At 71.6% G+C, this 21,354-nt stretch carries 21 protein-coding genes; 6 read left to right on the top strand and 15 right to left on the bottom strand.

What is annotated here, in order from left to right:
- Positions 1 to 13 precede the first annotated feature (13 nt).
- A complete protein-coding gene (locus tag ACFY2Z_RS01240; RefSeq protein ID WP_311690812.1) occupies positions 14 to 646 on the bottom strand; it encodes a sulfite oxidase-like oxidoreductase in 633 nt (210 codons plus the stop codon).
- 164 nt (positions 647 to 810) lie between these two features.
- On the opposite strand from ACFY2Z_RS01240, the gene bfr reads away from it, so the two are divergent.
- Complete coding sequence (gene bfr / locus ACFY2Z_RS01235; RefSeq protein WP_311690810.1) at positions 811 to 1,290, top strand: bacterioferritin; 480 nt, start codon at positions 811 to 813, stop codon at positions 1,288 to 1,290.
- 13 nt (positions 1,291 to 1,303) lie between these two features.
- Here the strand turns inward: bfr and ACFY2Z_RS01230 are convergent, their stop codons facing one another.
- Together ACFY2Z_RS01230 and ACFY2Z_RS01225 are read right to left on the bottom strand one after the other, a co-directional pair.
- Positions 1,304 to 1,555 carry a bacterioferritin-associated ferredoxin gene (locus tag ACFY2Z_RS01230; protein WP_390742098.1) on the bottom strand — a complete coding sequence of 84 codons (252 nt, stop codon included), beginning with the start codon at positions 1,553 to 1,555 and terminating at the stop codon, positions 1,304 to 1,306.
- A gap of 149 nt (positions 1,556 to 1,704) precedes the next feature.
- The gene (locus tag ACFY2Z_RS01225; RefSeq protein ID WP_390742097.1) at positions 1,705 to 3,057 is read right to left on the bottom strand and encodes a class II 3-deoxy-7-phosphoheptulonate synthase; all 1,353 of its coding nucleotides are present in this window, start codon (positions 3,055 to 3,057) and stop codon (positions 1,705 to 1,707) included.
- Between the two features lie 96 nt (positions 3,058 to 3,153).
- Between ACFY2Z_RS01225 and ACFY2Z_RS01220 the strand changes: the two genes are divergently transcribed.
- Positions 3,154 to 3,210, top strand: coding sequence for a trp operon leader peptide (locus tag ACFY2Z_RS01220; RefSeq protein ID WP_071659820.1), 57 nt, complete (start codon positions 3,154 to 3,156; stop codon positions 3,208 to 3,210).
- A gap of 113 nt (positions 3,211 to 3,323) precedes the next feature.
- Positions 3,324 to 5,276: an anthranilate synthase family protein gene (locus tag ACFY2Z_RS01215; protein ID WP_390742096.1), complete on the top strand. Its 1,953-nt coding sequence runs from the start codon at positions 3,324 to 3,326 to the stop codon at positions 5,274 to 5,276.
- A gap of 87 nt (positions 5,277 to 5,363) precedes the next feature.
- On the opposite strand, the gene ACFY2Z_RS01210 is transcribed toward ACFY2Z_RS01215, so the two are convergent.
- The 4 genes from ACFY2Z_RS01210 to ACFY2Z_RS01195 all read right to left on the bottom strand — a co-directional run bounded on the left by ACFY2Z_RS01210 (position 5,364) and on the right by ACFY2Z_RS01195 (position 9,403).
- On the bottom strand, positions 5,364 to 6,392 hold the full coding sequence (locus ACFY2Z_RS01210) for a 6-phosphofructokinase (RefSeq protein WP_390742095.1): 1,029 nt from the start codon (positions 6,390 to 6,392) through the stop codon (positions 5,364 to 5,366).
- 229 nt (positions 6,393 to 6,621) lie between these two features.
- Positions 6,622 to 7,314, bottom strand: a complete 693-nt coding sequence (locus ACFY2Z_RS01205; RefSeq protein WP_390742094.1) for a response regulator — start codon at positions 7,312 to 7,314, stop codon at positions 6,622 to 6,624.
- Complete coding sequence (gene macS / locus ACFY2Z_RS01200) at positions 7,311 to 8,546, bottom strand: MacS family sensor histidine kinase (RefSeq protein WP_390742093.1); 1,236 nt, start codon at positions 8,544 to 8,546, stop codon at positions 7,311 to 7,313. Before macS ends, ACFY2Z_RS01205 begins: the two co-directional genes overlap by 4 nt.
- 77 nt (positions 8,547 to 8,623) lie before the next feature.
- Positions 8,624 to 9,403 (bottom strand): lysophospholipid acyltransferase family protein, encoded by a 780-nt coding sequence (locus tag ACFY2Z_RS01195; RefSeq protein ID WP_390742092.1) that lies wholly within the window; start codon positions 9,401 to 9,403, stop codon positions 8,624 to 8,626.
- Between the two features lie 162 nt (positions 9,404 to 9,565).
- On the opposite strand from ACFY2Z_RS01195, the gene ACFY2Z_RS01190 reads away from it, so the two are divergent.
- Together ACFY2Z_RS01190 and ACFY2Z_RS01185 are read left to right on the top strand one after the other, a co-directional pair.
- A complete protein-coding gene (locus ACFY2Z_RS01190; RefSeq protein WP_390742091.1) occupies positions 9,566 to 10,345 on the top strand; it encodes an alpha/beta hydrolase in 780 nt (259 codons plus the stop codon).
- Positions 10,338 to 10,898, top strand: a complete 561-nt coding sequence (locus ACFY2Z_RS01185; protein WP_390742090.1) for a hypothetical protein — start codon at positions 10,338 to 10,340, stop codon at positions 10,896 to 10,898. The genes ACFY2Z_RS01190 and ACFY2Z_RS01185 overlap by 8 nt, the downstream gene beginning before the upstream one ends.
- Positions 10,899 to 10,937: 39 nt before the next feature.
- Here the strand turns inward: ACFY2Z_RS01185 and ACFY2Z_RS01180 are convergent, their stop codons facing one another.
- The 6 genes from ACFY2Z_RS01180 to ACFY2Z_RS01155 form a co-directional block, all read right to left on the bottom strand.
- Positions 10,938 to 11,696 carry an endonuclease/exonuclease/phosphatase family protein gene (locus ACFY2Z_RS01180; RefSeq protein ID WP_390742089.1) on the bottom strand — a complete coding sequence of 253 codons (759 nt, stop codon included), beginning with the start codon at positions 11,694 to 11,696 and terminating at the stop codon, positions 10,938 to 10,940.
- A 288-nt stretch (positions 11,697 to 11,984) separates the two neighbouring features.
- A complete protein-coding gene (locus tag ACFY2Z_RS01175) occupies positions 11,985 to 12,938 on the bottom strand; it encodes an ROK family glucokinase (protein WP_311690788.1) in 954 nt (317 codons plus the stop codon).
- A gap of 84 nt (positions 12,939 to 13,022) precedes the next feature.
- Positions 13,023 to 13,523, bottom strand: coding sequence for a DUF5304 family protein (locus tag ACFY2Z_RS01170; protein ID WP_390742088.1), 501 nt, complete (start codon positions 13,521 to 13,523; stop codon positions 13,023 to 13,025).
- Positions 13,524 to 13,637: 114 nt separating this feature from the next.
- A complete protein-coding gene (locus tag ACFY2Z_RS01165) occupies positions 13,638 to 14,807 on the bottom strand; it encodes an ArsA family ATPase (protein ID WP_390742087.1) in 1,170 nt (389 codons plus the stop codon).
- Positions 14,808 to 14,963: 156 nt separating this feature from the next.
- A complete protein-coding gene (locus ACFY2Z_RS01160) occupies positions 14,964 to 15,413 on the bottom strand; it encodes an SRPBCC family protein (protein ID WP_390742086.1) in 450 nt (149 codons plus the stop codon).
- A 161-nt stretch (positions 15,414 to 15,574) separates the two neighbouring features.
- The gene (locus tag ACFY2Z_RS01155; RefSeq protein WP_311690780.1) at positions 15,575 to 16,372 is read right to left on the bottom strand and encodes a metallophosphoesterase; all 798 of its coding nucleotides are present in this window, start codon (positions 16,370 to 16,372) and stop codon (positions 15,575 to 15,577) included.
- 306 nt (positions 16,373 to 16,678) lie between these two features.
- On the opposite strand from ACFY2Z_RS01155, the gene ACFY2Z_RS01150 reads away from it, so the two are divergent.
- Positions 16,679 to 18,475 (top strand): AMP-dependent synthetase/ligase, encoded by a 1,797-nt coding sequence (locus tag ACFY2Z_RS01150; RefSeq protein ID WP_390742085.1) that lies wholly within the window; start codon positions 16,679 to 16,681, stop codon positions 18,473 to 18,475.
- A gap of 18 nt (positions 18,476 to 18,493) precedes the next feature.
- Here ACFY2Z_RS01150 and ACFY2Z_RS01145 read toward each other — a convergent pair whose 3' ends face one another.
- Both ACFY2Z_RS01145 and ACFY2Z_RS01140 read right to left on the bottom strand, forming a co-directional pair.
- Positions 18,494 to 20,080: a GMC oxidoreductase gene (locus ACFY2Z_RS01145; protein ID WP_390742084.1), complete on the bottom strand. Its 1,587-nt coding sequence runs from the start codon at positions 20,078 to 20,080 to the stop codon at positions 18,494 to 18,496.
- Between the two features lie 101 nt (positions 20,081 to 20,181).
- Positions 20,182 to 21,324 carry a glycosyltransferase family 4 protein gene (locus tag ACFY2Z_RS01140; RefSeq protein WP_390742083.1) on the bottom strand — a complete coding sequence of 381 codons (1,143 nt, stop codon included), beginning with the start codon at positions 21,322 to 21,324 and terminating at the stop codon, positions 20,182 to 20,184.
- Positions 21,325 to 21,354 lie beyond the last annotated feature (30 nt).

Here is a 21,354-nt window from a genome sequence, read left to right as displayed (position 1 = left end):
CGCCGCGGCGGGCTCAGAGCTCGGGGCCGTCGCCGGGTTCCTCCTGGTAGGAGTAGCGCTGTTCCCGCCAGGGGTCGCCGAGGTTGTGGTAGCCGCGCTCCTCCCAGAAGCCGCGCCGGTCGGCGGTCATGTACTCGATGCCACGGACCCACTTGGGGCCCTTCCAGGCGTACAGGTGGGGCACGATCAGCCGCAGCGGAAAGCCGTGCTCGGCGGTGAGCAGTTCACCGTCCTTGTGGGTGGCGAAGATCGTGCGGTCCGAGGCGAAGTCGGCGAGGCGGAGGTTCGCGCTGTACCCGTACTCCGCCCAGACCATCACATGGGTGACGGCGGGAGCGGGCGGGGCGATCTCCAGGACCGTGAGGGCCGGGATGCCGCCCCATTCGGCCCCGAGCATGCTGAACTTGGTGACGCAGTGCAGATCGGCCACCACGGTCGCGTACGGCAGGGCCGTGAACTCCTCGTGGTTCCAGGAGTGCTTCTCGCCGTCCGCGGTGGCGCCGAAGACCCGGAAGTCCCAGCGCTCGGGGCGGAACTTGGGTACCGGTCCGTAATGGGTCACCGGCCAGCCCCGCTGGAGTCGCTGTCCCGGCGGAAGCTCGGACCGTACCGCTTCTCCTGACACGCGTTCCACCGGATGACCCATGACTCCATCCTGACAGACCGCAGAGGGTGCATCCGACCAGCCGGACATCAATCCCGACAACTCGGACAACTCGTACTAAGTGTGCACTTACTGGACGCCCTCGTGCGCCGATGCAATCATGCGGCGCAACCCGCCAGTCCCCTCGCTTGGAAGGAGCCCGGGCGATGCAGGGCGACCCTGAGGTCATCGAGTTCCTCAACGAACAGCTCACCGCCGAGCTGACCGCGATCAACCAGTACTTCCTGCACGCGAAGATGCAGGAGAACTTCGGCTGGTACAAGCTCGCCAAGTACACGCGGCACGAGTCGTTCGACGAGATGAAGCACGCGGAGGTGCTCACCGACCGCATCCTCTTCCTGGAGGGGCTGCCGAACTACCAGCGGCTGTTCCATGTGCGGGTCGGGCAGACCGTACGGGAGATGTTCGAGGCGGACCGGCAGATCGAGGTGGAGGCGATCGACCGGCTCAGGCGCGGGATCAAGATCATGCGGGAGAAGGGCGACATCACGTCCGCGAACATCTTCGAGTCGATCCTGGCGGACGAGGAGCACCACATCGACTACCTGGACACCCAGCTGGAGCTGGTGGAGAAGCTCGGGGAGGCGCTGTACATCGCGCAGCTCATCGAGCAGCCGGACAGCTAGTGCCGCCACAGCACTAGGCGGCGTCCCGCAGACGTCCCGCACCGTCCAGCGCGGTGAGGACCGGCCGGCCCTGGTCGGCGAGTTCACGGCGGGGGCACGCGCCCCGGCCCAGCAGCGCCTGGATCCGTCGTACGCACGATCCGCAGTCCGTGCCCGCCTTGCAGGCCGACGCGATCTGCCGGGGAGTGCAGGCACCGTTCGCCGCGTGGTCCTTGACCTGCTGCTCGGTGACGCCGAAGCAACTGCAGACGTACACGCGGTTCACCTCCCGACGGGGTCGCTGGGCCGTGCCACCCCGATCGCTCGGTGAGGCAAACCTAACCTTACCTGTCGCCCCGGGCCCGTAAAAGCGGGTCGGGGCGCGGATCGCATGTGATCCGCGCCCCACTCACCACGCCGGCAGCAGTCCGCGGACTACTGGTCCCGGTACATCTCGGCGACGAGGAACGCCAGGTCCAGGGACTGGCTGCGGTTCAGCCGCGGGTCGCACGCCGTCTCGTAGCGCTGGTGCAGATCGTCGACGAAGATCTCGTCGCCGCCGCCCACGCACTCGGTGACGTCGTCACCGGTCAGCTCGACATGGATGCCGCCCGGGTGCGTGCCCAGCTCCTTGTGGACCTCGAAGAAGCCCTTGACCTCGTCGAGCACGTCGTCGAAGCGGCGGGTCTTGTGACCGGAGGCCGCCTCGAAGGTGTTGCCGTGCATCGGGTCGGTCACCCAGGCCACCACCGCGCCGGACGCCGTGACCTTCTCCACCAGCTCGGGCAGCCGGTCGCGGACCTTGTCCGCGCCCATGCGCACGACGAAGGTCAGCCTGCCCGGCTCACGGTCGGGGTCGAGGCGGTCGATGTACTGCAGCGCCTCCTCGGCCGTGGTCGTCGGACCCAGCTTGACGCCGATCGGGTTGCGGATCCGGGAGGCGAACTCGATGTGCGCGCCGTCCAGCTGACGGGTGCGCTCACCGATCCACACCATGTGCCCGGAGACGTCGTACAGGTGCCCGGTGCGCGAGTCGGTCCGGGTCAGCGCCGACTCGTAGTCGAGCAGCAGCGCCTCGTGCGAGGAGTAGAACTCGACGGTCTTGAACTCCTCCGGGTCGGTCCCGCAGGCGCGCATGAAGTTCAGCGCGTTGTCGATCTCGCGCGCGAGCTGCTCGTAGCGCTGCCCGGACGGCGACGACCGCACGAAGTCCTGGTTCCAGGCGTGCACCTGGCGCAGGTCGGCGTAGCCGCCCGTGGTGAAGGCGCGCACGAGGTTCAGCGTCGAGGCGGACGTGTGGTACATCCGCTTCAGGCGCTCCGGGTCGGGGATCCGGGACTCCTCGGTGAACTCGAAGCCGTTGACGGAGTCGCCGCGGTAGACCGGGAGGGTCACCCCGTCGCGGGTCTCGGTCGGCTTGGAGCGCGGCTTGGAGTACTGGCCGGCGATCCGGCCGACCTTCACGACCGGGACCGAGGCGGCGTACGTGAGTACGGCGCCCATCTGGAGCAGCGTCTTGAGCTTGTTGCGGATGTGATCGGCGGACACCGCGTCGAAGGCCTCCGCGCAGTCGCCGCCCTGCAAGAGGAACGCCTCGCCCCTGGCGACGGCTCCCATCCGGGCGCGCAGCTGGTCGCACTCGCCCGCGAAGACGAGTGGCGGATACGACTCGAGGTCCGCGATCACCTTGCGCAGAGCCTCGGGGTCGGGGTACTCGGGCTGCTGCGCCGCGGGCAGGTCTCGCCAGGTGTTGCCAGCACTGGTGCTGGTCTTAGCGTTCACGGTCACGCCCTCAACATTACGGGGTCCCATGGGGCCTCCCGCCGCACGCCCAGAAAGTGAGACACCCGCTACACCCTGTGGACATGGGATAGAGTGCGTCGCATGTTCGCGCACTCGACCCAGAACTGGTGGTGGACCGCTTCTCCGGCGGCCCACTGACGCGCGTACCCACGACTTCGCGAAGGCCGCCCGAGGGGCGGCCTTCCGTGTTTCCGGCACCGGGCCGTTCCTCTCACCGCACCGATCACCGATCACCGAGAAGGAACCGGACCATGAAGCTGACCGATCTGCTGACCGATCCCCGCCCGTTCGCCCTGCTCCGCCGCCGCACTCCCGGGCACGATCACGACACCGTGGAGGTGCTGATCGGCCCGGTCCAGGAGTACGCGCGCCTCGCCGACCTCCCCGGCGAGGCACTGGCCCTGATCCCGTACCGGCAGATCCGCGAGCGCGGCTTCGACGTCCGCGACGACGGCACCCCGCTGCTGGCCCTGACGCCCGAGGAGTCCCGCACCCTCCCGCTGGAGCGGGCCCTGGCACAACTGCCGCGGCACGAGGTCCGGGTCGAGGACGGCGGCTTCGACGTTCCCGACGAGGAGTACGCCGCGATCGTCGGGCGGGTGCTGCATGAGGAGATCGGACGGGGCGAGGGCGCGAACTTCGTGATCCGCCGGACGTACGAGGGCCGCGTCCCGGGGTTCGGCCGGGCCGACGCGCTCGCGTTGTTCCGGCGGCTGCTGGTCGGCGAGCGCGGCGCGTACTGGACCTTCGTGGTGCACACCGGCGACCGCACCCTGGTCGGGGCCAGCCCCGAGGTGCATGTGCGGATGTCGGGCGGGAGGGCCGAGGGCGACCCACTCCCCGGCGACGGCGACACGCTCCCGAGCGACGGCGCGGCACGGACGGGAGGGACCGTCGTGATGAACCCCATCAGCGGCACCTACCGCTACCCGGCCGGCGGACCGACCCCCGAGGACCTGCTCGGCTTCCTCGCCGACGGCAAGGAGATCGAGGAGCTGTCGATGGTGGTCGACGAGGAACTGAAGATGATGTGCACGGTCGGCGACCGGGGCGGAATGGTCGTCGGGCCGCGGCTGAAGGAGATGGCGCACCTCGCGCACACCGAGTACGAGCTGCGCGGGCGGACGTCCCTGGACGTGCGGGAGGTGCTGAGAGAGACCATGTTCGCGGCCACCGTCACCGGCTCCCCCGTGCAGAACGCCTGCCGGGTCATCGAGCGGCACGAGGCCGGCGGACGCGGCTACTACGCGGGGGCGCTGGCGCTCATCGGCCGGGACGCGGGCGGCGCGCAGACCCTGGACTCCCCCATCCTCATCCGCACCGCCGACATCGACGCGGACGGACGGCTGCGGGTGCCGGTCGGCGCCACCCTGGTGCGCGGCTCGGCCCCCGCGAGCGAGGTCGCGGAGACGCACGCCAAGGCGGCCGGGGTGCTGGCCGCGCTGGGGGTGGGACCGTCCCGGCCGGCCGAGGAGCGGGCGCGGCCCCGGCTGGCCGAGGATCCCCGGGTGCGGGCGGCGCTGGACGGGCGGCGAGCCCTGCTCTCGCCGTTCTGGCTGCGGATGCAGACGCCGTCCGCCGAACTGACCGGGCACGCCCTGGTCGTCGACGGTGAGGACACCTTCACGGCGATGCTCACGCATCTTCTGCGGTCGTCGGGCCTGGAGGTGACGGTACGGCGCTACGACGAGCCGGGGCTGCGCGAGGCGGTGCTCGCGCACGAGGGCCCGGTGGTGCTCGGGCCGGGCCCGGGCGACCCGTCGGACCTGACCGACCCCAAGATGCGGTTCCTGCGGCACCTCACGGCGGAGGTCGTCCGCACGCACGGGCACGGGGTGCTGGGTGTCTGCCTGGGCCATGAGCTGCTCGCGGCCGAACTGGGGCTGGAGATCGTCCGCAAGGAGGTGCCGTACCAGGGCGCGCAGACGGAGATCGACCTGTTCGGGCGGCGGGAGACCGTCGGCTTCTACAACAGCTTCGTGGCGCGCTGCGACGACGAGGCGGCCACGGAACTGGCGGCGCACGGGATCGAGGTCAGCCGCGGGAAGAACGGGGAGGTGCACGCGCTGCGCGGGCCCGGTTTCGCCGGGGTGCAGTTCCATCCGGAGTCGGTGCTGACGCTGAACGGCATCGGCATCGTCCGGGAGCTCGCCGGCCGGCTGTGCGGCGCGGGCACGCTGTCCGAGCGGCGACCGGTCCGGTAGGACCTGGCGAAGGAGGAAGTGGGGGCAGGGGGTGCCTGTGCGGACGGCACCCCCCATGAGGTGAAGGTCGGGGCCGGTACGGGCCCGTCAGCCGAAGAACACGCCGACCTCCTCGTACAGCTTCGGGTCGACCGTCTTCAGCTTGGCCGTGGCCTCGGAGAGCGGGACACGCACGATCTCGGTGGAGCGCAGGGCGACCATCTTGCCGAAGTCGCCGTCGCGGACGGCCTCGATGGCGTGCAGGCCGAAGCGGGTGGCGAGCCAGCGGTCGAAGGCGCTGGGCGTGCCGCCGCGCTGGACATGGCCGAGCACGGTCGTACGGGCCTCCTTGCCCGTGCGCTTCTCGATCTCCTTCGCGAGCCACTCGCCCACGCCCGACAGCCGCACATGCCCGAACGAGTCCAGCGACTGGTCCTTCAGCACCATGTCGCCGTCCTTGGGCATCGCGCCCTCGGCCACCACCACGATCGGGGCGTACGAGGCCTTGAACCGCGACGTCACCCAGGCGCACACCTGGTCGACGTCGAAGCGCTGCTCGGGGATGAGGATCGCGTTCGCGCCGCCCGCCAGCCCCGAGTGGATCGCGATCCACCCGGCGTGGCGGCCCATCACCTCCACCACCAGGACCCGCATGTGCGACTCCGCCGTCGTGTGCAGGCGGTCGATCGCCTCGGTCGCGATGTTGACGGCGGTGTCGAAGCCGAAGGTGTAGTCCGTGGCGGACAGGTCGTTGTCGATGGTCTTGGGGACGCCGACGACCTGGACGCCGAACTCGTCGGACAGGCGTGCCGCGACGCCGAGGGTGTCCTCGCCGCCGATCGCGATGAGCGCGTCGACCTCGTCCTTGGCGAGGTTGTCCTTGATACGGCGGATGCCGTTCTCCTGCTTGAGCGGATTGGTGCGCGAGGAGCCGAGGATCGTGCCGCCGCGGGGCAGGATGCCGCGCACGGCGGGGATGTCGAGCCGCACTGTGTCGCCTTCGAGGGGACCGCGCCAGCCGTCCCGGTAGCCGACGAAGTCGTAGCCGTACTCCTGGACGCCCTTGCGCACGATGCCCCGGATGACGGCGTTGAGCCCGGGGCAGTCGCCGCCTCCGGTCAGTACTCCGACCCGCATGGAAATGTCCCTTCGCCCGCGGTTGCCTGATGCGGGTCACGCTAATGGTGACCCACGTCACTCCGGCATGCCTCGAAAGGTCAATTCCGGTGAACGGACGGGAAGTTGATCACTCTGGATCAATCGGACTTCACTCGAAGGTGGGTAGCGGAGGCACGTGTGAGCGATTCACTCCCCCTCGCGCGCCCGACCGCTCCGGTCAGTCCCCGTCAGCCCCGGTCGGCCCTCGTCAGTCCTCGTCGAGTCCTCGCTCGATCGCGTACCGCACCAGCTCCACCCTGTTGTGCAGCTGGAGCTTGCCCAGGGTGTTCTGCACATGGTTCTGCACGGTGCGGTGCGAGATGACCAGCCGTTCGGCGATCTGCTTGTAGCTCAGGCCCTTGGCCACCAGCCGCAACACCTCGGTCTCACGGTCCGTCAGCCGCGGCGCCTCGGGCTCGCCGGCACCCGCGGCGAGGGCCGGTTCGGCGGCCAGACGGCGGTACTCGCCGAGGACCAGGCCCGCGAGGCCCGGGGTGAACACCGGGTCCCCGGCCGCCGTACGGCGCACCGCGTCGAGCAGTTCCTGAGTGGACGCGGACTTCAGCAGATAGCCCGTGGCACCCGACTTCACCGCCTCCAGCACATCCGCGTGCTCCCCGCTCGCCGACAGCACCAGGACCCGCAACGCCGGGTCGGCGCCCACGAGTTCCTTGCACACCTGGACGCCCGGCTTCGCCGGCAGGTTGAGGTCCAGGACGAGGACGTCGGGCGTGGCGGCCAGGGCACGGCGCACCGCCTGCTCGCCGTCGCCCGCGGTGGCGACCACGTCGAAGCCCGACTCGGTCAGGTCCCGGGCGACGGCGTCCCGCCACATGGGGTGGTCGTCCACCACCATCACCCTGATCGGTTCCTGCCGCGTCTGCCCTGTGTCGGCGGTCATCGCGTCCCAGCCCTCCCCCGTGAGGCCCCCCGGGCCCCCGCGTCCTTCGGTATCTTCAGTTCCACTTCCGTGCCCTGGCCCGGGACCGAGATCAGTTCGGCCGTGCCGCCGAGGTCGCGCAGCCGGCCGCGGATCGACTGGGCCACCCCGAGCCGCCCCTCCCCCTCGGCCTGGACGAGCCGTCCCTCCGGGATGCCGGGCCCGTCGTCGCGCACGGTCACCACGATGCCGTCCGGCTCGTCCTCGACCAGGATCCAGGCGCACGCCTCCTGCCCCGCGTGCCGACGGACATTGTCCAGGGCGGCACCGACGGCGGCGGCGAGCTCGCGCGCGGCGGCCGGGGCGAGCGGCACCGGGGCGCCCGGCTCGGAGAGCGTCACCCGGGCGCAGGCGTACGGGGCGAGCAGCAGGCGCAGGTCCACCGGGCCGTCCTCGGCGTCCGGCTCGTCGACCACGCGGACGACCGCGCCGAGCGCCGCGTCCTCCGACACCCGCGAGAGGGGCACGAGGCCGCCGGTGACCAGGGTGCGCAGCGCGACCTCCTGCTCACCGGCGAGCCGGCCCAGCTCCGCGGCCTCGCCGCCGAGGGCGGTGCCGCGCCGCTGCACCATGGCGAGCACCTGGAGCACGCCGTCGTGGATGTCCCGGGCCAGCCGCTCCCGCTCACGGGTCGCCGCCTCGATCTCCAGGGCACGGGCGAGGGTGCGCTCGGAGGCACGGGCGACCTCGACGACGTAGCCGATCGCGATGGAGGCGATGCACACGAGCACCACGTTGTGGACGGTGTCGCGGGCGGGGGCGCCGCGTTCGACCAGATTGGCCGCGGCGACCAGGGAGGAGGCGAGGGCCGCCCAGCGCCAGCCGCCCTTGACGGCGTACGCGAGCACGGAGCCGGCGGTCCATATCGACGGCAGGGTCGGGCCGCCCGCGACGACCCGCGCATGCGTGTCGGCCAGGGGCGTGAGGAGGATGCCGGTGAGCGCGATGGCGAGGTCGACGGCGAGGAACCGCTTGGTGCAGCTCGCCGCGTTCGCCACCCGGGGCAGGGTGGCCAGCGTCCAGACGCTGAGGACGACGTAGTACGCGATCGCCGGCCAGGGCCGCGCGAACCTGCCGTAGGCCGTGGCGAACAGTCCGATCGCGTACAGCATCGTGAGCACCCGGTACGCCGTGAGCGCACGCCACAGCGGTTGCTCGACCGACATCCTGACGACCCGCTCGCGCTTGGCCATGCCCCTCCCCCTTGTGGGCCGTTCGCCCTGCGGGAGACGTCGTGCTCCCGCCCCCTCCGAGCCGGGCGGACCGGCTCCTACGCGCCCGCCTGTTCCCTCCCGGGCGCCTTCTCCGTGCCCTTGGCCGCCTGCGCGGCGTCCTTCTGGGCCTGGAGGGCGTCCTTCTGGGCCTGCTTCTCCGCCTTCGCCGCCTCCGCGATCTGCCGCTTGGCGGCGGTCGCGTACATGTCGACGTACTCCTGGCCGGAGAGCTTCATGATCTCGTACATGACCTCGTCGGTCACCGCGCGCAGCACGAAACGGTCGTGTTCCATGCCCTGGTAGCGGCTGAAGTCGAGCGGCTTGCCGATGCGGATGCCCGGGCGCATCAGCTTGGGCATGATCTTCCCCGGAGGCTGGATCTTCTCGGTGTCGATCATGGCGACGGGGATGACGGGCGCCCCGGTGGCGAGCGCCACCCGGGCCAGGCCGCCGGGCTTGCCCCGGTAGAGCCGGCCGTCGGGCGAACGGGTGCCCTCCGGGTAGATGCCGAACAACTCGCCGCGCTCCAGCACCTCGATGCCGCTCTTGATGGCCGCCTCGCCCGCCCCGCGGGCTCCGGAGCGGTCGACGGGGAGCTGGCCCACGCCCTTGAAGAAGGCGGCGGTCAGCCGTCCTTTCACGCCGGGCGTGGTGAAGTACTCGGCCTTCGCGATGAACGTGACCTTGCGGTCCAGGACCGCGGGCAGGAAGAACGAGTCCGAGAAGGACAGATGGTTGCTCGCCAGTATGGCGGGGCCCTCGGCGGGGACATTCTCGAGGCCTTCCACCCAGGGCCTGAAGGCAAGCTTCAGCGGCCCTCCGATGGATACCTTCATAGCGCCGTACAACAACCGAGTGCCTCCTGTGTCTGTCGAACAGACCTTAACCCGGTCCGCCGTCAATGAGCCCGACGACCCTGGTCGGTGTCAGTGCGGTCGCGTACGGTGAAGTACCTGCAATCGACGTGCCCCGCCCCTTTTCATGAACAGGAGACCGACGTGCCGGTCCTCCCCGGAGCCGAGCCGTACCGCCACGAGGGCGGGGAGATCGGCGTCCTTCTCTGCCACGGCTTCACCGGTTCCCCGCAGTCGCTGCGCCCCTGGGCGGAGTATCTCGCCGAGCGCGGCCTCACCGTGTCGCTGCCGCTGCTGCCCGGGCACGGCACGCGCTGGGAGGACATGCAGCTCACCGGCTGGCACGACTGGTACGCGGAGGTGGACCGCGCCCTGCGCGCCCTGAGCGGCCGCTGTACCCGGGTGTTCGTGGCCGGACTCTCCATGGGCGGTGCCCTGGCCCTGCGGCTCGCCGCCCGGCACGGGGAGACGGTCAGCGGCATCGTGGTCGTCAACCCGGCGAACAAGGTGCACGGCCTGTCCGGGTACGCCCTGCCGGTGGCCCGCCACCTCGTCCGGTCGACGAAGGGCATCGCCAGCGACATCGCCAAGGAGGGCAGCACCGAGCTGGGGTACGACCGGGTGCCGCTGCACGCCGCGCACTCCGTGCGGAACTTCTTCCGGGTGGTCGACGGCGAGCTGCCGCAGGTCACCCAGCCGCTGCTGCTTCTGCACAGCCCTCAGGACCATGTGGTTCCGCCCGCCGACTCGGCGCGGATCCTCAGCCGGGTCTCCTCCACGGACGTACGGGAGATCTTGCTGGAACAGAGCTACCACGTGGCGACGTTGGACCACGATGCGGACCGGATCTTCGAGGAGAGCCTCGCGTTCATCGGCCGGCTCGCGCCCAGTCTCGGCAAGGAAGGGACGGCCGCAGGTGGCTGAGCACGACTCCGACCGCGAGGACCGCGAGCCGGAAGAGAAGGGTGTGCCCATCGACGAGGAGGCCGCCTGGGCGGCGATCGTCGCGGGGTACGGCGAGGAGCCGGCGGACCCGCCGGGCGCGAGACCGTTCCGGTCGATCGAGGACCTGGCGCTGCCCGATCCGGAGCCGGCCGGCGGCAAGGGCGACGAGACGAAGATCGAGCCGCCGAAGCCGCTGGGCAGCTCGATCTCCTTCGCGCCCGGTGTCGGCCCGCGCGACTACACGGCGCCGGAGCCCTCGGAGGACGACTTCGACGAGGGCGACGAGGGGCATTTCGTGCCTCCGGAGCCTCCGCCGCTGCCGACGGCCGACACCACGGCGAAGTTCGCGTGGCTCGGGATGATCGGTGGCCCGCTCCTGCTGTTGCTGGCGGTGGTGTTCGGCTGGGACATGACGTGGTGGCTCACCACGCTCGGCGTCGGCGGCTTCCTGGGCGGCTGCGCGACGCTCGTGGTGCGGATGAAGACGGACGACGACGACGGCGACGACCCGGGCCGCGGCGCGGTGGTCTGACCGGCCCCGGCGAGGCGCCCCGCCCAGGCGGTGATGTGTCTACGACGACGCGGGCACTCTGAGGGCGGCCAGGACCGGAAGGTGGTCCGTGGCCGCCCTCAGGTCGTTCTCCGTCACTCCCGGATGGCCGAGCGGGACACCGCAGCCGAGGATCTCGACGCCGCCCGTGGCGAAGATCGCGTCGATGCGCTGATACGGATCGGACGGCGTCCAGGTGTGCTCGGCACCCCAGGGGACGGTGGCCCAGCCGTCCTGGAGTTCGCCCGCCAGGCGCGCGAAGGTGGGACCGCCCGGCCGTTCGTTCAGATCACCGCCGGCGATCGCATGCGTGGTGCCGAGGCGGGCGAGCCGGTCGAGCAGCATGCCGCCCTGCGCGTACCGCTCGTCCTTCTGCAGGCTCAGATGGCAGCTGATGACGCCGAGCCGGGCGCCGCCGAACCGTACGACCGCCGTCGCGAGGCCCCGCCGGTGCAGTCCGGGGGTGAGCGGCAGCAGCACGTCCTCGGTGCGCTCGACCGTGGCGCGCAGCGAGCACAGCAGGGCCGGTCCGGCGGCGGTCGCGCCGCCGGAGAGGATCACGAGGTTCGAGGCCAACGCCAGCCGGGCGAGCTTCTTGCGCCAGCGGAAGAAACGCGGCGCCTCCTGGACGAGCACCAGATCGGGCGCGCAGGCGCTGATCACCCGGGCGAGCGCGTCGGTGTCGTCGCGCATCGAGCGGATGTTGTAGCTGAGGACGCGGATGACGGCCGAACCGTCGGGCTCGATGCGGGAGTTGGGCAGCGTGAGGGTCGTCGCCATGCCGATCAAGATACGCCGGGGCGGGGATCGGCGGTGGGTGGCGTCGCGCGCGGGACGGCGGCGGGTGCGGTCAAGCGGGGGAGAGGGGCGTCGCACGGGGGCGGCACATGCGGGACGGCGGCGGGTGCGGTCAGGCGAGGGAGGGGCGTCGCACGGGGGCGGCACATGCGGGACGGCGGCGGGTGCGGTCAGGCGCGAGGGGCGTCGCAGGGGGGCGGCACATGCGGGGCGGAGGTGGGCCGCCGCGGGGAAGCCCCCGCGTGCGGTCCGCTTCCGCCCCTGCCCGTCTCACATGATCGGGTCGGGCTCCCGGGCCAGGTCCGCGGCGCCGACCAGGCCCGCCTTGTTGCCGAGCTGCGCGGCGATCACATCAGCGACCGGGCGCCAGTTGCCGCCGACCAGCCAGCGCTTGTACGACTTGCGGATCGGATCGAGGACCAGCTCGCCCTCGTCCGAGAGGCCGCCGCCGACGATGAACGCGGAGGGGTCGAACAGCGAGGCCAGGTCGGCGAGACCGGCACCGGCCCAGCGGGCCAGCTCGCGGTAGGAGTCGACGGCCACCGGGTCGCCCTGACGGGCGGCCATGGAGATGTGCTTGCCCTCGATGCCCTCGGGGGTGCCGTCACCGAGCGAGAGCAGCACCTCGGCGTGCTCGGGGGTGGCGTTGGCGCGCTGCTTGGCGTAGCGCACCAGGGCGCGGCCGGAGGCGTACTGCTCCCAGCAGCCCTGCGAGCCGCAGCCGCACAGCAGGCCGTCCGGGACCATCCGGATGTGGCCGAACTCGGCGGCCACGCCGAAGTGGCCGCGACGGAGCTTGTTGCCGATGATGATGCCGCCACCGAGGCCGGTGCCGAGCGTGATGCAGATGACGTTGCGGTGGCCCTTGCCCGCGCCGAACTTGTACTCGCCCCACGCGGCCGCGTTCGCGTCGTTCTCGACGACCACGGGGAGGCCCACGCGGGCCTCGACCTTCTCCTTCAGCGGCTCCTGGCGCCAGTCGATGTTCGGCGCGAAGTAGACCGTGGACCGCTGACGGTTGACGTAGCCTGCGGCTCCGATCCCCACGCCGACGATCTCGTGCCCGGCACGGGCGCCCTCGACGGCAGCGGCAATGGCGTCCACGATCGCTTCGGGCGTGCCCGGAGTCGGCACCTTGTGGGTCGAGAGGATGTTGCCTTCCTCGTCGACCACACCGGCCGCGATCTTCGTGCCGCCGATGTCGACGCCGATGGTGAGTCCCATGAATCCCTCAGTTTCGGTCGAGCCCCGCTACGGCCAACCGTACCCGAGGGGGCTGAGGGCCGTCGGACGGCGGCCCTCGCCGCCCTAGTCGAGGTCGATGCGCTCTCCGGGCCCCTGCTCCCCGCCCCTTCGGCGGGCGTCTTCGTCGTCGGAGGGGCGGGTCGTCCAGCGCCGCTCCTGGGCCTCGACGGCCGAGCGGTAGGCCGCGAGCAGCTCCGAACCGGCCGCGGCGAGATGGTCGAAGACGTCCGGGTTGCGCTCTATCACCGGTTCCACGGCGGCCTTGGCCTGTTGCACCACCTGCTGGACCATCTGCTGGGCCGCGCCCGAGGCCGCGGCGCCGAACAGGGGCGTCGGCAGCTCGGACAGCTTGTCCGTGACGGCGTCGACGAGACGGCGCAGTTCCTCGGCGGCCGAGCCGGGCGGCGGTCCGTACCGGGCGCGGCGGCGGGACCTCTCCGCGGCGAGGTCCTCGGCGCACGCCTTGGCCCAGGCGTCGGCGTCGGCTGCGCCCGAAGAGGAGGTGCCCCAGCCGTCGGCTGCCTTCTCCTGAGCGGCGTCGGACGGGGGGCGCTCTTCGCTCATGGCGGACTCCTGACTGGCGGTTCGTACCTCCGACGGTACCCGAACGGGGGTACGCGGTTCACCGTGCGCGGGGGCCGATTCCGGGCGCCGATCCCGGGCGCCGCACGGTCCCGGTCAGACCCGTCGTGGCCACAGCTCCGGGTCGGGTGCGAAACGGATGCGCAGCTCGCCCTCCCGCAGCGCGGCCCCGGCGACGGTGCAGCGGCGCAGAGCCGACGGCAGCGGGACGATCCGGCGGAACGATCCCGCGGTCACGACCAGTTCGTCCCCGCGCCGGACGAGGTCCAGTTCGTCGCGTATGGCGCCGGGCAGCGGGATGTGCCACACCAGTACGCCGTCCTCGGCGCGCCGGTCCGTCACGGGCCACTCGACGGGGGCGGGCAGCGGATTGACGGCGGGGACGTCGAGCGCGACGAGATCGTCGGCGCCGCGCGGGTCCCGGCCGAGGTGCGGGACGACGTGGACGTCGTAGGCGCCCCGCCACTCCTCCACGGCCTTGCTCTGCTGGGCCACGAGCCCGGCCTGCCACGCGTCGGGCGCGTCGTCGGGCAGGAGCCGGTTCGCGACCAGGACCTCGGGGCGCAGGGTGTGCAGGGCGAGGCCGGTGGCGGCGGTCCGGACGGCGTCGGCGCCGGCCGGGCCCGGCTCGGCGACCAGCCAGGCGCTCGTGGCCCGGTCGGCGACGACGGCCTCGACGGCGGCCAGTTCGACGTCCCAGCGGGCGGCGGTCTCGTACAGCCACTCGGCGGGCATCGGCACGCCCGCGAGGCGGCCGAGGACGGGACGCAGGGCGCGGGCGGCCTGCCGCTCGGGCGGCAGCAGCCGGCGCAGATAGCGGCGGAGCTCCCCGGGCAGGGCGAGCAGGGCGAGCGCCTGCGGGGCGGGGGGCAGATCGACGACGAGAAGGTCGTAGGTGTCGGAGAGGGCGGCGTCGCGCAGGGCGCGCAGGAGGGCGAGTTCCCCGGCACCGGGGAGGGGGGTGACCTCCTCGGGGTCCAGCCGGGCGGCGCCCAGCAGATCGAGGGCGCCGGCCGCGCGGTCCTGGAAGGCGACGAGGTCCTCCCGGAAGCGGGCGTCGGCGTCCGGGCGCCAGGTCATGAGCCCGGGCGCGGCCTCGGCGGGGGTACTGCCGGTGGGGACCCCGAGGACGGCACCGAGGGTGTCGGTGCGGTCGGCGCTGAGGACGAGGGTGCGGGTGCCCCGGCGGGCTGCTTCCAGCGCGGTGGCCGCGGCGACGGTGGTGCGGCCGGAGCCGCCGGGGCCGGTGATCAGGATGGTGCGCATGGGGGTGAACGCTACCGGTGCCCGGCCTCCGCGCTGAGCAGGTCCTCGGCGAGCCCGGACGGCGGGCACCGTCAGGCGGCCACCGCCCCGGACCTGCGGGCCGGCCTGTTCCGCGCGTCCGGACCGGGCCGTTCCGCTCCCGCTCGACGGGCTCCGCTACTGCTCGCTCTCGCCCGACTCCACCCGCTTCTTCAGCCCCGCCAGGGCGCGGTCGATGATGACCTTCTCCGCCTTGCGCTTGATCATGCCGAGCATCGGGATCTTGACGTCGACCGTCAGCTGGTACGTGACCTCCGTGCCGCCCGAGGCCGCCGGCTTGAGCAGGTACGAGCCGTCCAGGGAGCGCAGCATCTGGGACTTGACCAGGGTCCAGGAGACCTCGTAGCCGCCCGTCCAGGTGTACGCCAGCGTCTGGTCGTCCTTGATCGCGCCCGCGTCCATGACCAGGTGCACCTGTTCGGCGCGGCCCTGCGCGTCCGTCGCGAGCACCTCCGCCTCCTTCACCTCGCCCGTCCAGTCCGGATAGCGCGCGAAGTCGGCGATCACCCGCATGACGTCGGCCGGAGCCGCCTCGATCGTGATGCTCGAGCTGGTGTGTTCCGCCATCGCCGTGGCTCCTCCAGATGCGGTCCGGTGAGGGAGGGTGGTGCGCCCGTGCGCACGTGTGTGCAGCGTGAAGGCTACCGCGCACACGCCGTGCCGCTACCACCCCACCTGTGGTTCGGCCATCGTCCGCGCGCACCGGACGGCGCATGGGGTCCCGCGGGTCACCACTCCAGCACCCAGGGCCTCCCGCGCCCCGCGAAATGCCCCACGTTCACGCACTCGGTCGCGCCGATCCGCATCCGGCTCACCAGCGGCTGATGGACATGGCCGAAGAGGGAGTACCGCGGGCGTGTGCGGCGGATCGCCTCCAGCAGGGCCCGGCTGCCGCGCTCGAAGCGGCGCGCCACCGTGTCGTAGACCAGCTCGGGCACCTCCGGCGGGATGTGGGTGCACAGCACGTCCACCTCCCCCACCGCCTCGATCTTCGCGGCGTACTCCTCGTCGCTGAGCTCGTACGGCGTCCGCATGGGGGTGCGCAGGCCCCCGCCGACGAAGCCGAAGGTCCAGCCGCCGATCTCCACCCGCTGGCCGTCGAGCACGGTGGTGCCCGGGCCGGCGTACTCGGACCACAGAGTCGGTATATCGACATTGCCGTAGGTGGCGTAGGTCGGGGACGGGAACGCGGCGAACAGCTCGGCGTACTGTCTGCGCACCGCCTTCTCGATCAGCGCGGCGCGGTCCTGGCCCACGCCGGCCCACAGCCGGGCGCCGAAGGCGCGCGCCTCCTCGAACCGGCGGGCGGTGCGCAGCTCGACGATCCGGTCGGCGTTCTCCTTGCCGAAGAGGTCCGGGAAGATGCCGCGTGAGTGGTCGGCGTAGTCCAGGAAGAGGACCAGATCCCCCAGGCAGACGAGGGCGTCGGCCCCGTCGCCCGCCCTGGCCAGGTCACGCGCGTTGCCGTGCACGTCGCTGACCACGTGGACGCGCGTCCTCGGCTTGCCCGTCGGTGTGGGTGTCATGGCGATCAAGCGTAGGGCTGTGGGACATACGTGAACAGTGGCGGCCGGACCGGCGATTACTGGCCAGTCAGGAAAGCCGTGGACTACTGTGCGTCAAGGAACGCCAAGACGTGTGACGCACGGAACATCTCGCCGGGACCCCCTGTCCCGGAGGCCATACCGGCGGGTAACGTCCGGGCAGTCCAGTCGTGCTCAGGGTTTCAACCAATGACGGTCCCAGAGACCCTGCGCACCTGACCGAGCCTTGGACCGCACCGTCGCAGCACACAGAGTCGTGGCGTCGGCGCCCTATGAGGAGCAGCAGTCTTGCGCGAGTTCAGCCTTCCGGCTTTGTACGAGGTCCCTGCGGACGGCAATCTGACCGACATCGTCCGCAGAAACGCCGCGCAGCATCCGGACGTCGCCGTCATGGGCCGCAAGGTGGCCGGTGTCTGGCAGGACGTCACCGCCGCCGCCTTCCTCACCGAGGTGCGCAGCGCGGCGAAGGGACTCATCGCCTCCGGTGTGCAGCCGGGCGACCGGGTGGGTCTCATGTCCCGCACCCGCTACGAGTGGACTCTGCTGGACTTCGCGATCTGGAGCGCCGGGGCGGTCACCGTCCCGGTGTACGAGACCAGCTCGCCGGAGCAGGTGGAGTGGATCCTCGGCGACTCGGGCGCGACCGCCTGTCTCGTGGAGCTGGACGCGCACGCCGCGGCCGTCGAGTCGGTCCGCGACCGGCTGCCCGCGCTCAAGCACGTCTGGCAGATCGAGGCCGGGGGCGTCGAGGAACTGGGCCGGGCCGGCCAGGACGTCAGCGACGCGACCGTCGAGGAGCGCAGCTCGCTCGCCAAGGCCGACGACACGGCGACCATCGTCTACACCAGCGGGACCACCGGGCGCCCCAAGGGCTGCGTGCTCACGCACCGCAACTTCTTCGCGGAGTGCGGCAACATCGTCGAGCGGCTGCGCCCGCTCTTCCGCACGGGCGAGTGCTCCGTCCTCCTCTTCCTGCCGCTCGCGCACGTCTTCGGTCGTCTGGTGCAGATCGCGCCCATGATGGCGCCCATCAAGCTCGGCTGCGTCCCGGACATCAAGAACCTCACCGACGAACTCGCGGCGTTCCGGCCGACGTTGATCCTCGGTGTGCCGCGCGTCTTCGAGAAGGTCTACAACTCGGCGCGGGCCAAGGCGCGGGCCGAGGGCAAGGGCAAGATCTTCGACAAGGCGGTGGACGAGGCGATCGCGTACAGCCGCGCACTGGACACCCCCTCCGGCCCGTCGCTCGGCCCGAAGATCAAGCACAAGGCGTTCGACAAGCTCGTCTACAGCAAGCTGCGCGCGGTGCTGGGCGGTCGTGGCGAGTACGCCATCTCCGGCGGCGCCCCGCTCGGCGAGCGCCTCGGCCACTTCTTCCGCGGCATCGGCTTCACGGTCCTGGAGGGCTACGGCCTGACGGAGACCACCGCGGCCACCGCCTTCAACCCCTGGGACCGGCAGAAGATCGGCACGGTCGGCCAGCCGCTGCCGGGTTCCGTGATCCGTATCGCGGACGACGGCGAGGTGCTGCTGCACGGCGAGCACGTGTTCCACGAGTACTGGAACAACGAGGCCGCGACCGCGGAGGCGCTCGCCGACGGCTGGTTCCACACCGGTGACATCGGCACCCTCGACGAGGACGGCTATCTGATGATCACCGGCCGCAAGAAGGAGATCATCGTCACCGCGGGCGGCAAGAACGTCGCCCCGGCCGTGATCGAGGACCGCATCCGGGCGCACGCGCTGGTCGCGGAGTGCATGGTGGTGGGTGACGGGCGGCCGTTCGTGGGCGCGCTGGTCACGCTCGACGAGGAGTTCCTGGCGCGCTGGGCCTCCGAGCACGGCAAGCCGGCGGGTTCCACCGCGGCGTCGCTGCGCGACGACCCGGATCTGATCGCGGCGATCCAGGACGCGGTCGACGACGGCAACGCCGCGGTGTCGAAGGCGGAATCGGTGCGGAAGTTCCGCATTCTCCCCTCCCAGTTCGACGAGGACTCGGGCCACCTGACGCCGTCCCTGAAGCTCCGGCGCTCCGTGGTGGCCAAGGACTTCGCGGAGGAGATCGAGGCCATCTACCGCAAGTAGTCGGCCCCGGCCGTCAGATCATGACGCGGTGTCCTCGGCGAGGACCCGCGTCATGGTGCGTTCGGCGAGCGCGGTGATGGTGAGGAACGGGTTGACGCCGAGGGAGCCCGGCACCAGGGAGCCGTCGGTGACGTAGAGCTTCGAGTAGCCCTTGACCCGGCCGTAGTCGTCGGTGGCCCGGCCGAGGACGCAGCCGCCGAGCGGGTGGTACGTGAAGTCGTCGGCGAAGGCCTTGCTGGGGGTGCCGAAGAGGTCGTACCGGTAGATGGTCGCGTTGGCGGCGTTGATCCGGTCGAACAGTTTCTTCGCCATGCTCACGGAGACGGCGCTCTGGGCGGCGGTCCAGCCGAGCCTTGCCGAGTCCGACGCCGCGTCGTAGGAGAACGACGCGCGCTCCGGGTTCTTGGTGATCGCCAGGTAGAGGCTGATCCAGTGCTCCAGTCCCATGGGCAGGGGGGCGATCTCGGCGAAGACGGGGTTGTCGGTGTTGGCCCAGTCGTCGATGCCCATGACGGGGATGGTCGACTCGTCGGCGCCGACCGTGTCCCAGATGTGGTTGGCGCGGCCGAGCATCACATTGCCGTTGGTGCCCCAGCCGGTGCCGACGCTCGCGTCGAGCGCGGGCAGGGCGCCCGTCTCGCGGGCACGCACCAGCAGTTCGGTGGTGCCGAGGCTGCCGGCGGCGAGGAAGAGGTACGTGCACGCGTACTGCTTGGTCTCGACGACCGCGCCGGTGAGGTCGATCCGGTCGGCGGTCAGCAGATACGTGCCGTCGGCGGCCCGGCGGATCTCCCTGACCCGCTCCAGGGTGCTGATGGTGACGTTGCCGGTGCCGAGCGCGGCGGCCAGATAGGTCTTGTCGAGGCTGCGCTTGCCCTGGTTGTTGCCGTAGATGACCTCGCCGGCCAGCGCGGACCTGGTCGCCGTGCCCGCCGCCTCGCGCTGCATGTAGTCGAAGTCGTAGACGTTGGGCACGAAGGCGGTCTTCAGGCCGGTGTTGGCGGCGGCCTTCCGTGAGGTGCGGGCGAACCGGTACCACTCCGTGGACTCGAACCAGCCCGGGTCGACGGTGTTGACGCCGAGCATGGAGCGGGCGCGCGGGAAGTACGTGGCGTACATCTCGCCGGCGTCGACGGTGGGGAACTGCTCGCGGAAGTAGGACGGCTGGGGAGTGGGGGCCATGCCGCCGTTGACCAGGGAGCCGCCGCCGACGCCCCGGCCCACGTAGACGGACATGTGGTCGAAGTGCACGCGGTCGAGGACGCCGGGGTAGCTGTTGATGTTCCGGTTGACCACGTCCAGCCACAGAAAGGTGGCGAGCGGCGCCTCGGTGCGGGTGCGGAACCACATCGCGCGCTGGTCGGGGGCGCTGGTGGAGCAGAACACCTTGCCGTCGGAGCCGGTGGTGTTCCACAGCCGGCCCATCTCCAGGACGAGGGTGCGGATGCCCGCCTGGCCGAGGCGCAGGGCGGCCACGGCGCCGCCGTAGCCGGAGCCGATGACGATCGCGGGGGCGTTGTCGACGGCGTCGGGCTCCGCCGCGCGGGCGGACTGGAGGCCGACGCGGGTGAGGCCGGCGGTGGCGGCCGTCTGGAGGGCGATCATGCCCAGTATGTGACGTCTGGTCAGTTGACGATGCGTCAGTTTTTCTGTCATGGGCGCAGCATCCGCGGACTATTCGGTTCCGGCTAGAGCTGCGGAGCCCTTCACAGCAACGCTTCGAGCCGCTCCGCCAAGAGGTCCCAGCGCCACTTCTCCTCCACCCACCGCCGCCCCCGCTCCCCCATGCGACGGCGCAGCTCCGGGTCCCCCAGGAGGGTGATGATCCGGTCCGCGGCGTCCTCCGCGGAGCCGCCCCGCACCACCCAGCCGGTCTCGCCGTCGAGCACCGCGTCCGGGGCGCCGCCCGAGTCGCCCGCGACCACCGGGAGGCCCGTGGCGGACGCCTCCAGGTACACGATGCCGAGGCCCTCGACGTCCAGGCCGCCGCGGCGGGTGCGGCAGGGCATCGCGAAGACGTCGCCCGCGCCGTAGTACGCGGGCAGCTCGGACCAGGGGACGGTGCCGGTGAAGTGGACGGCGTCGGCGACCCCGGTCTCGTGCGCGAGTCTGCGCAGGTCCCTCTCGTAGGGCCCGCCCCCGACGATCAGCAGGACCGCCTCCGGCTCCTTGGCCAGGATCCGCGGCATCGCCTGGATCAGCGTGTCCTGGCCCTTGCGCCGGACCAGCCGTGACACACAGACCACCACCGGACGGTCCGTGAACCCGAGGCGCTCGCGGACCTCGTCGCCGCCCGAGCGCGGGTGGAACGTCTTCTCGTCGACCCCCGGGGGCAGTTGCACCATGCGCCCGGCCGCCTGCGGGGTCAGTACGGAGGCGATCCGCGAGCGGGTGTACTCGCCGAGGTAGGTGATCGTGTCCGTCGACTCCCCGATCCGGCGCAACAGGTCGCGCGCCCCGGGGAGCTGGGCCCAGCCCGCCTCATGACCGTGGGTGGTGGCCACCAGGCGCCGCGCCCCGGCCCGGCGCAGCGCCGGCGCCATCAGGCCGAGCGGAGCCGCCGCGCCGAACCACACCGACGTACAACCGTGCTCCCGGAGCAGCCCCACGGCCCGCGCGGTCGCGCCCGGCGTCGGCAGCAGCATCGTCGTCCGGTCCCGTACGACGGTGAAGGGCTGCTCGGCGTCGAAGGCGGCCGTCGCCTCGGCGCCCTCGCGGCCGCGCTTCCAGGTGGAGGCGTAGACGACCAGGCGCTCCGGGTCCAGACGCAGCGCCATGTTGTGCAGGAACGCCTGGATGCCGCCCGGACGGGGCGGGAAGTCGTTGGTCACGATCAGGGTCTTGTGCATCGCCGTCGACAGTACCGAATCCGCTGTGCG

The sequence above is a fragment of the Streptomyces sp. NPDC001222 genome (assembly GCF_042896945.1).
Lineage (GTDB): Bacteria > Actinomycetota > Actinomycetes > Streptomycetales > Streptomycetaceae > Streptomyces > Streptomyces gibsoniae.
The sequence above is the reverse complement of the archived record's forward strand: the minus strand, read 5'-3'. Positions and strand labels throughout refer to the sequence as shown.

Bases quoted from the DNA above. Each gene is read 5' to 3' on its own strand.
- ACFY2Z_RS01240 (WP_311690812.1), bottom strand. From the start codon at position 646: ATGGGTCATCCGGTGGAACGCGTGTCAGGAGAAGCGGTACGGTCCGAG.
- bfr (WP_311690810.1), top strand. From the start codon at position 811: ATGCAGGGCGACCCTGAGGTCATCGAGTTCCTCAACGAACAGCTCACC.
- ACFY2Z_RS01215 (WP_390742096.1), top strand. From the start codon at position 3,324: ATGAAGCTGACCGATCTGCTGACCGATCCCCGCCCGTTCGCCCTGCTC.
- ACFY2Z_RS01210 (WP_390742095.1), bottom strand. From the start codon at position 6,392: ATGCGGGTCGGAGTACTGACCGGAGGCGGCGACTGCCCCGGGCTCAAC.
- ACFY2Z_RS01205 (WP_390742094.1), bottom strand. From the start codon at position 7,314: ATGACCGCCGACACAGGGCAGACGCGGCAGGAACCGATCAGGGTGATG.
- macS (WP_390742093.1), bottom strand. From the start codon at position 8,546: ATGGCCAAGCGCGAGCGGGTCGTCAGGATGTCGGTCGAGCAACCGCTG.
- ACFY2Z_RS01195 (WP_390742092.1), bottom strand. From the start codon at position 9,403: ATGAAGGTATCCATCGGAGGGCCGCTGAAGCTTGCCTTCAGGCCCTGG.
- ACFY2Z_RS01180 (WP_390742089.1), bottom strand. From the start codon at position 11,696: ATGGCGACGACCCTCACGCTGCCCAACTCCCGCATCGAGCCCGACGGT.
- ACFY2Z_RS01175 (WP_311690788.1), bottom strand. From the start codon at position 12,938: ATGGGACTCACCATCGGCGTCGACATCGGCGGCACGAAGATCGCGGCC.
- ACFY2Z_RS01170 (WP_390742088.1), bottom strand. From the start codon at position 13,523: ATGAGCGAAGAGCGCCCCCCGTCCGACGCCGCTCAGGAGAAGGCAGCC.
- ACFY2Z_RS01165 (WP_390742087.1), bottom strand. From the start codon at position 14,807: ATGCGCACCATCCTGATCACCGGCCCCGGCGGCTCCGGCCGCACCACC.
- ACFY2Z_RS01160 (WP_390742086.1), bottom strand. From the start codon at position 15,413: ATGGCGGAACACACCAGCTCGAGCATCACGATCGAGGCGGCTCCGGCC.
- ACFY2Z_RS01155 (WP_311690780.1), bottom strand. From the start codon at position 16,372: ATGACACCCACACCGACGGGCAAGCCGAGGACGCGCGTCCACGTGGTC.
- ACFY2Z_RS01145 (WP_390742084.1), bottom strand. From the start codon at position 20,080: ATGATCGCCCTCCAGACGGCCGCCACCGCCGGCCTCACCCGCGTCGGC.
- ACFY2Z_RS01140 (WP_390742083.1), bottom strand. From the start codon at position 21,324: ATGCACAAGACCCTGATCGTGACCAACGACTTCCCGCCCCGTCCGGGC.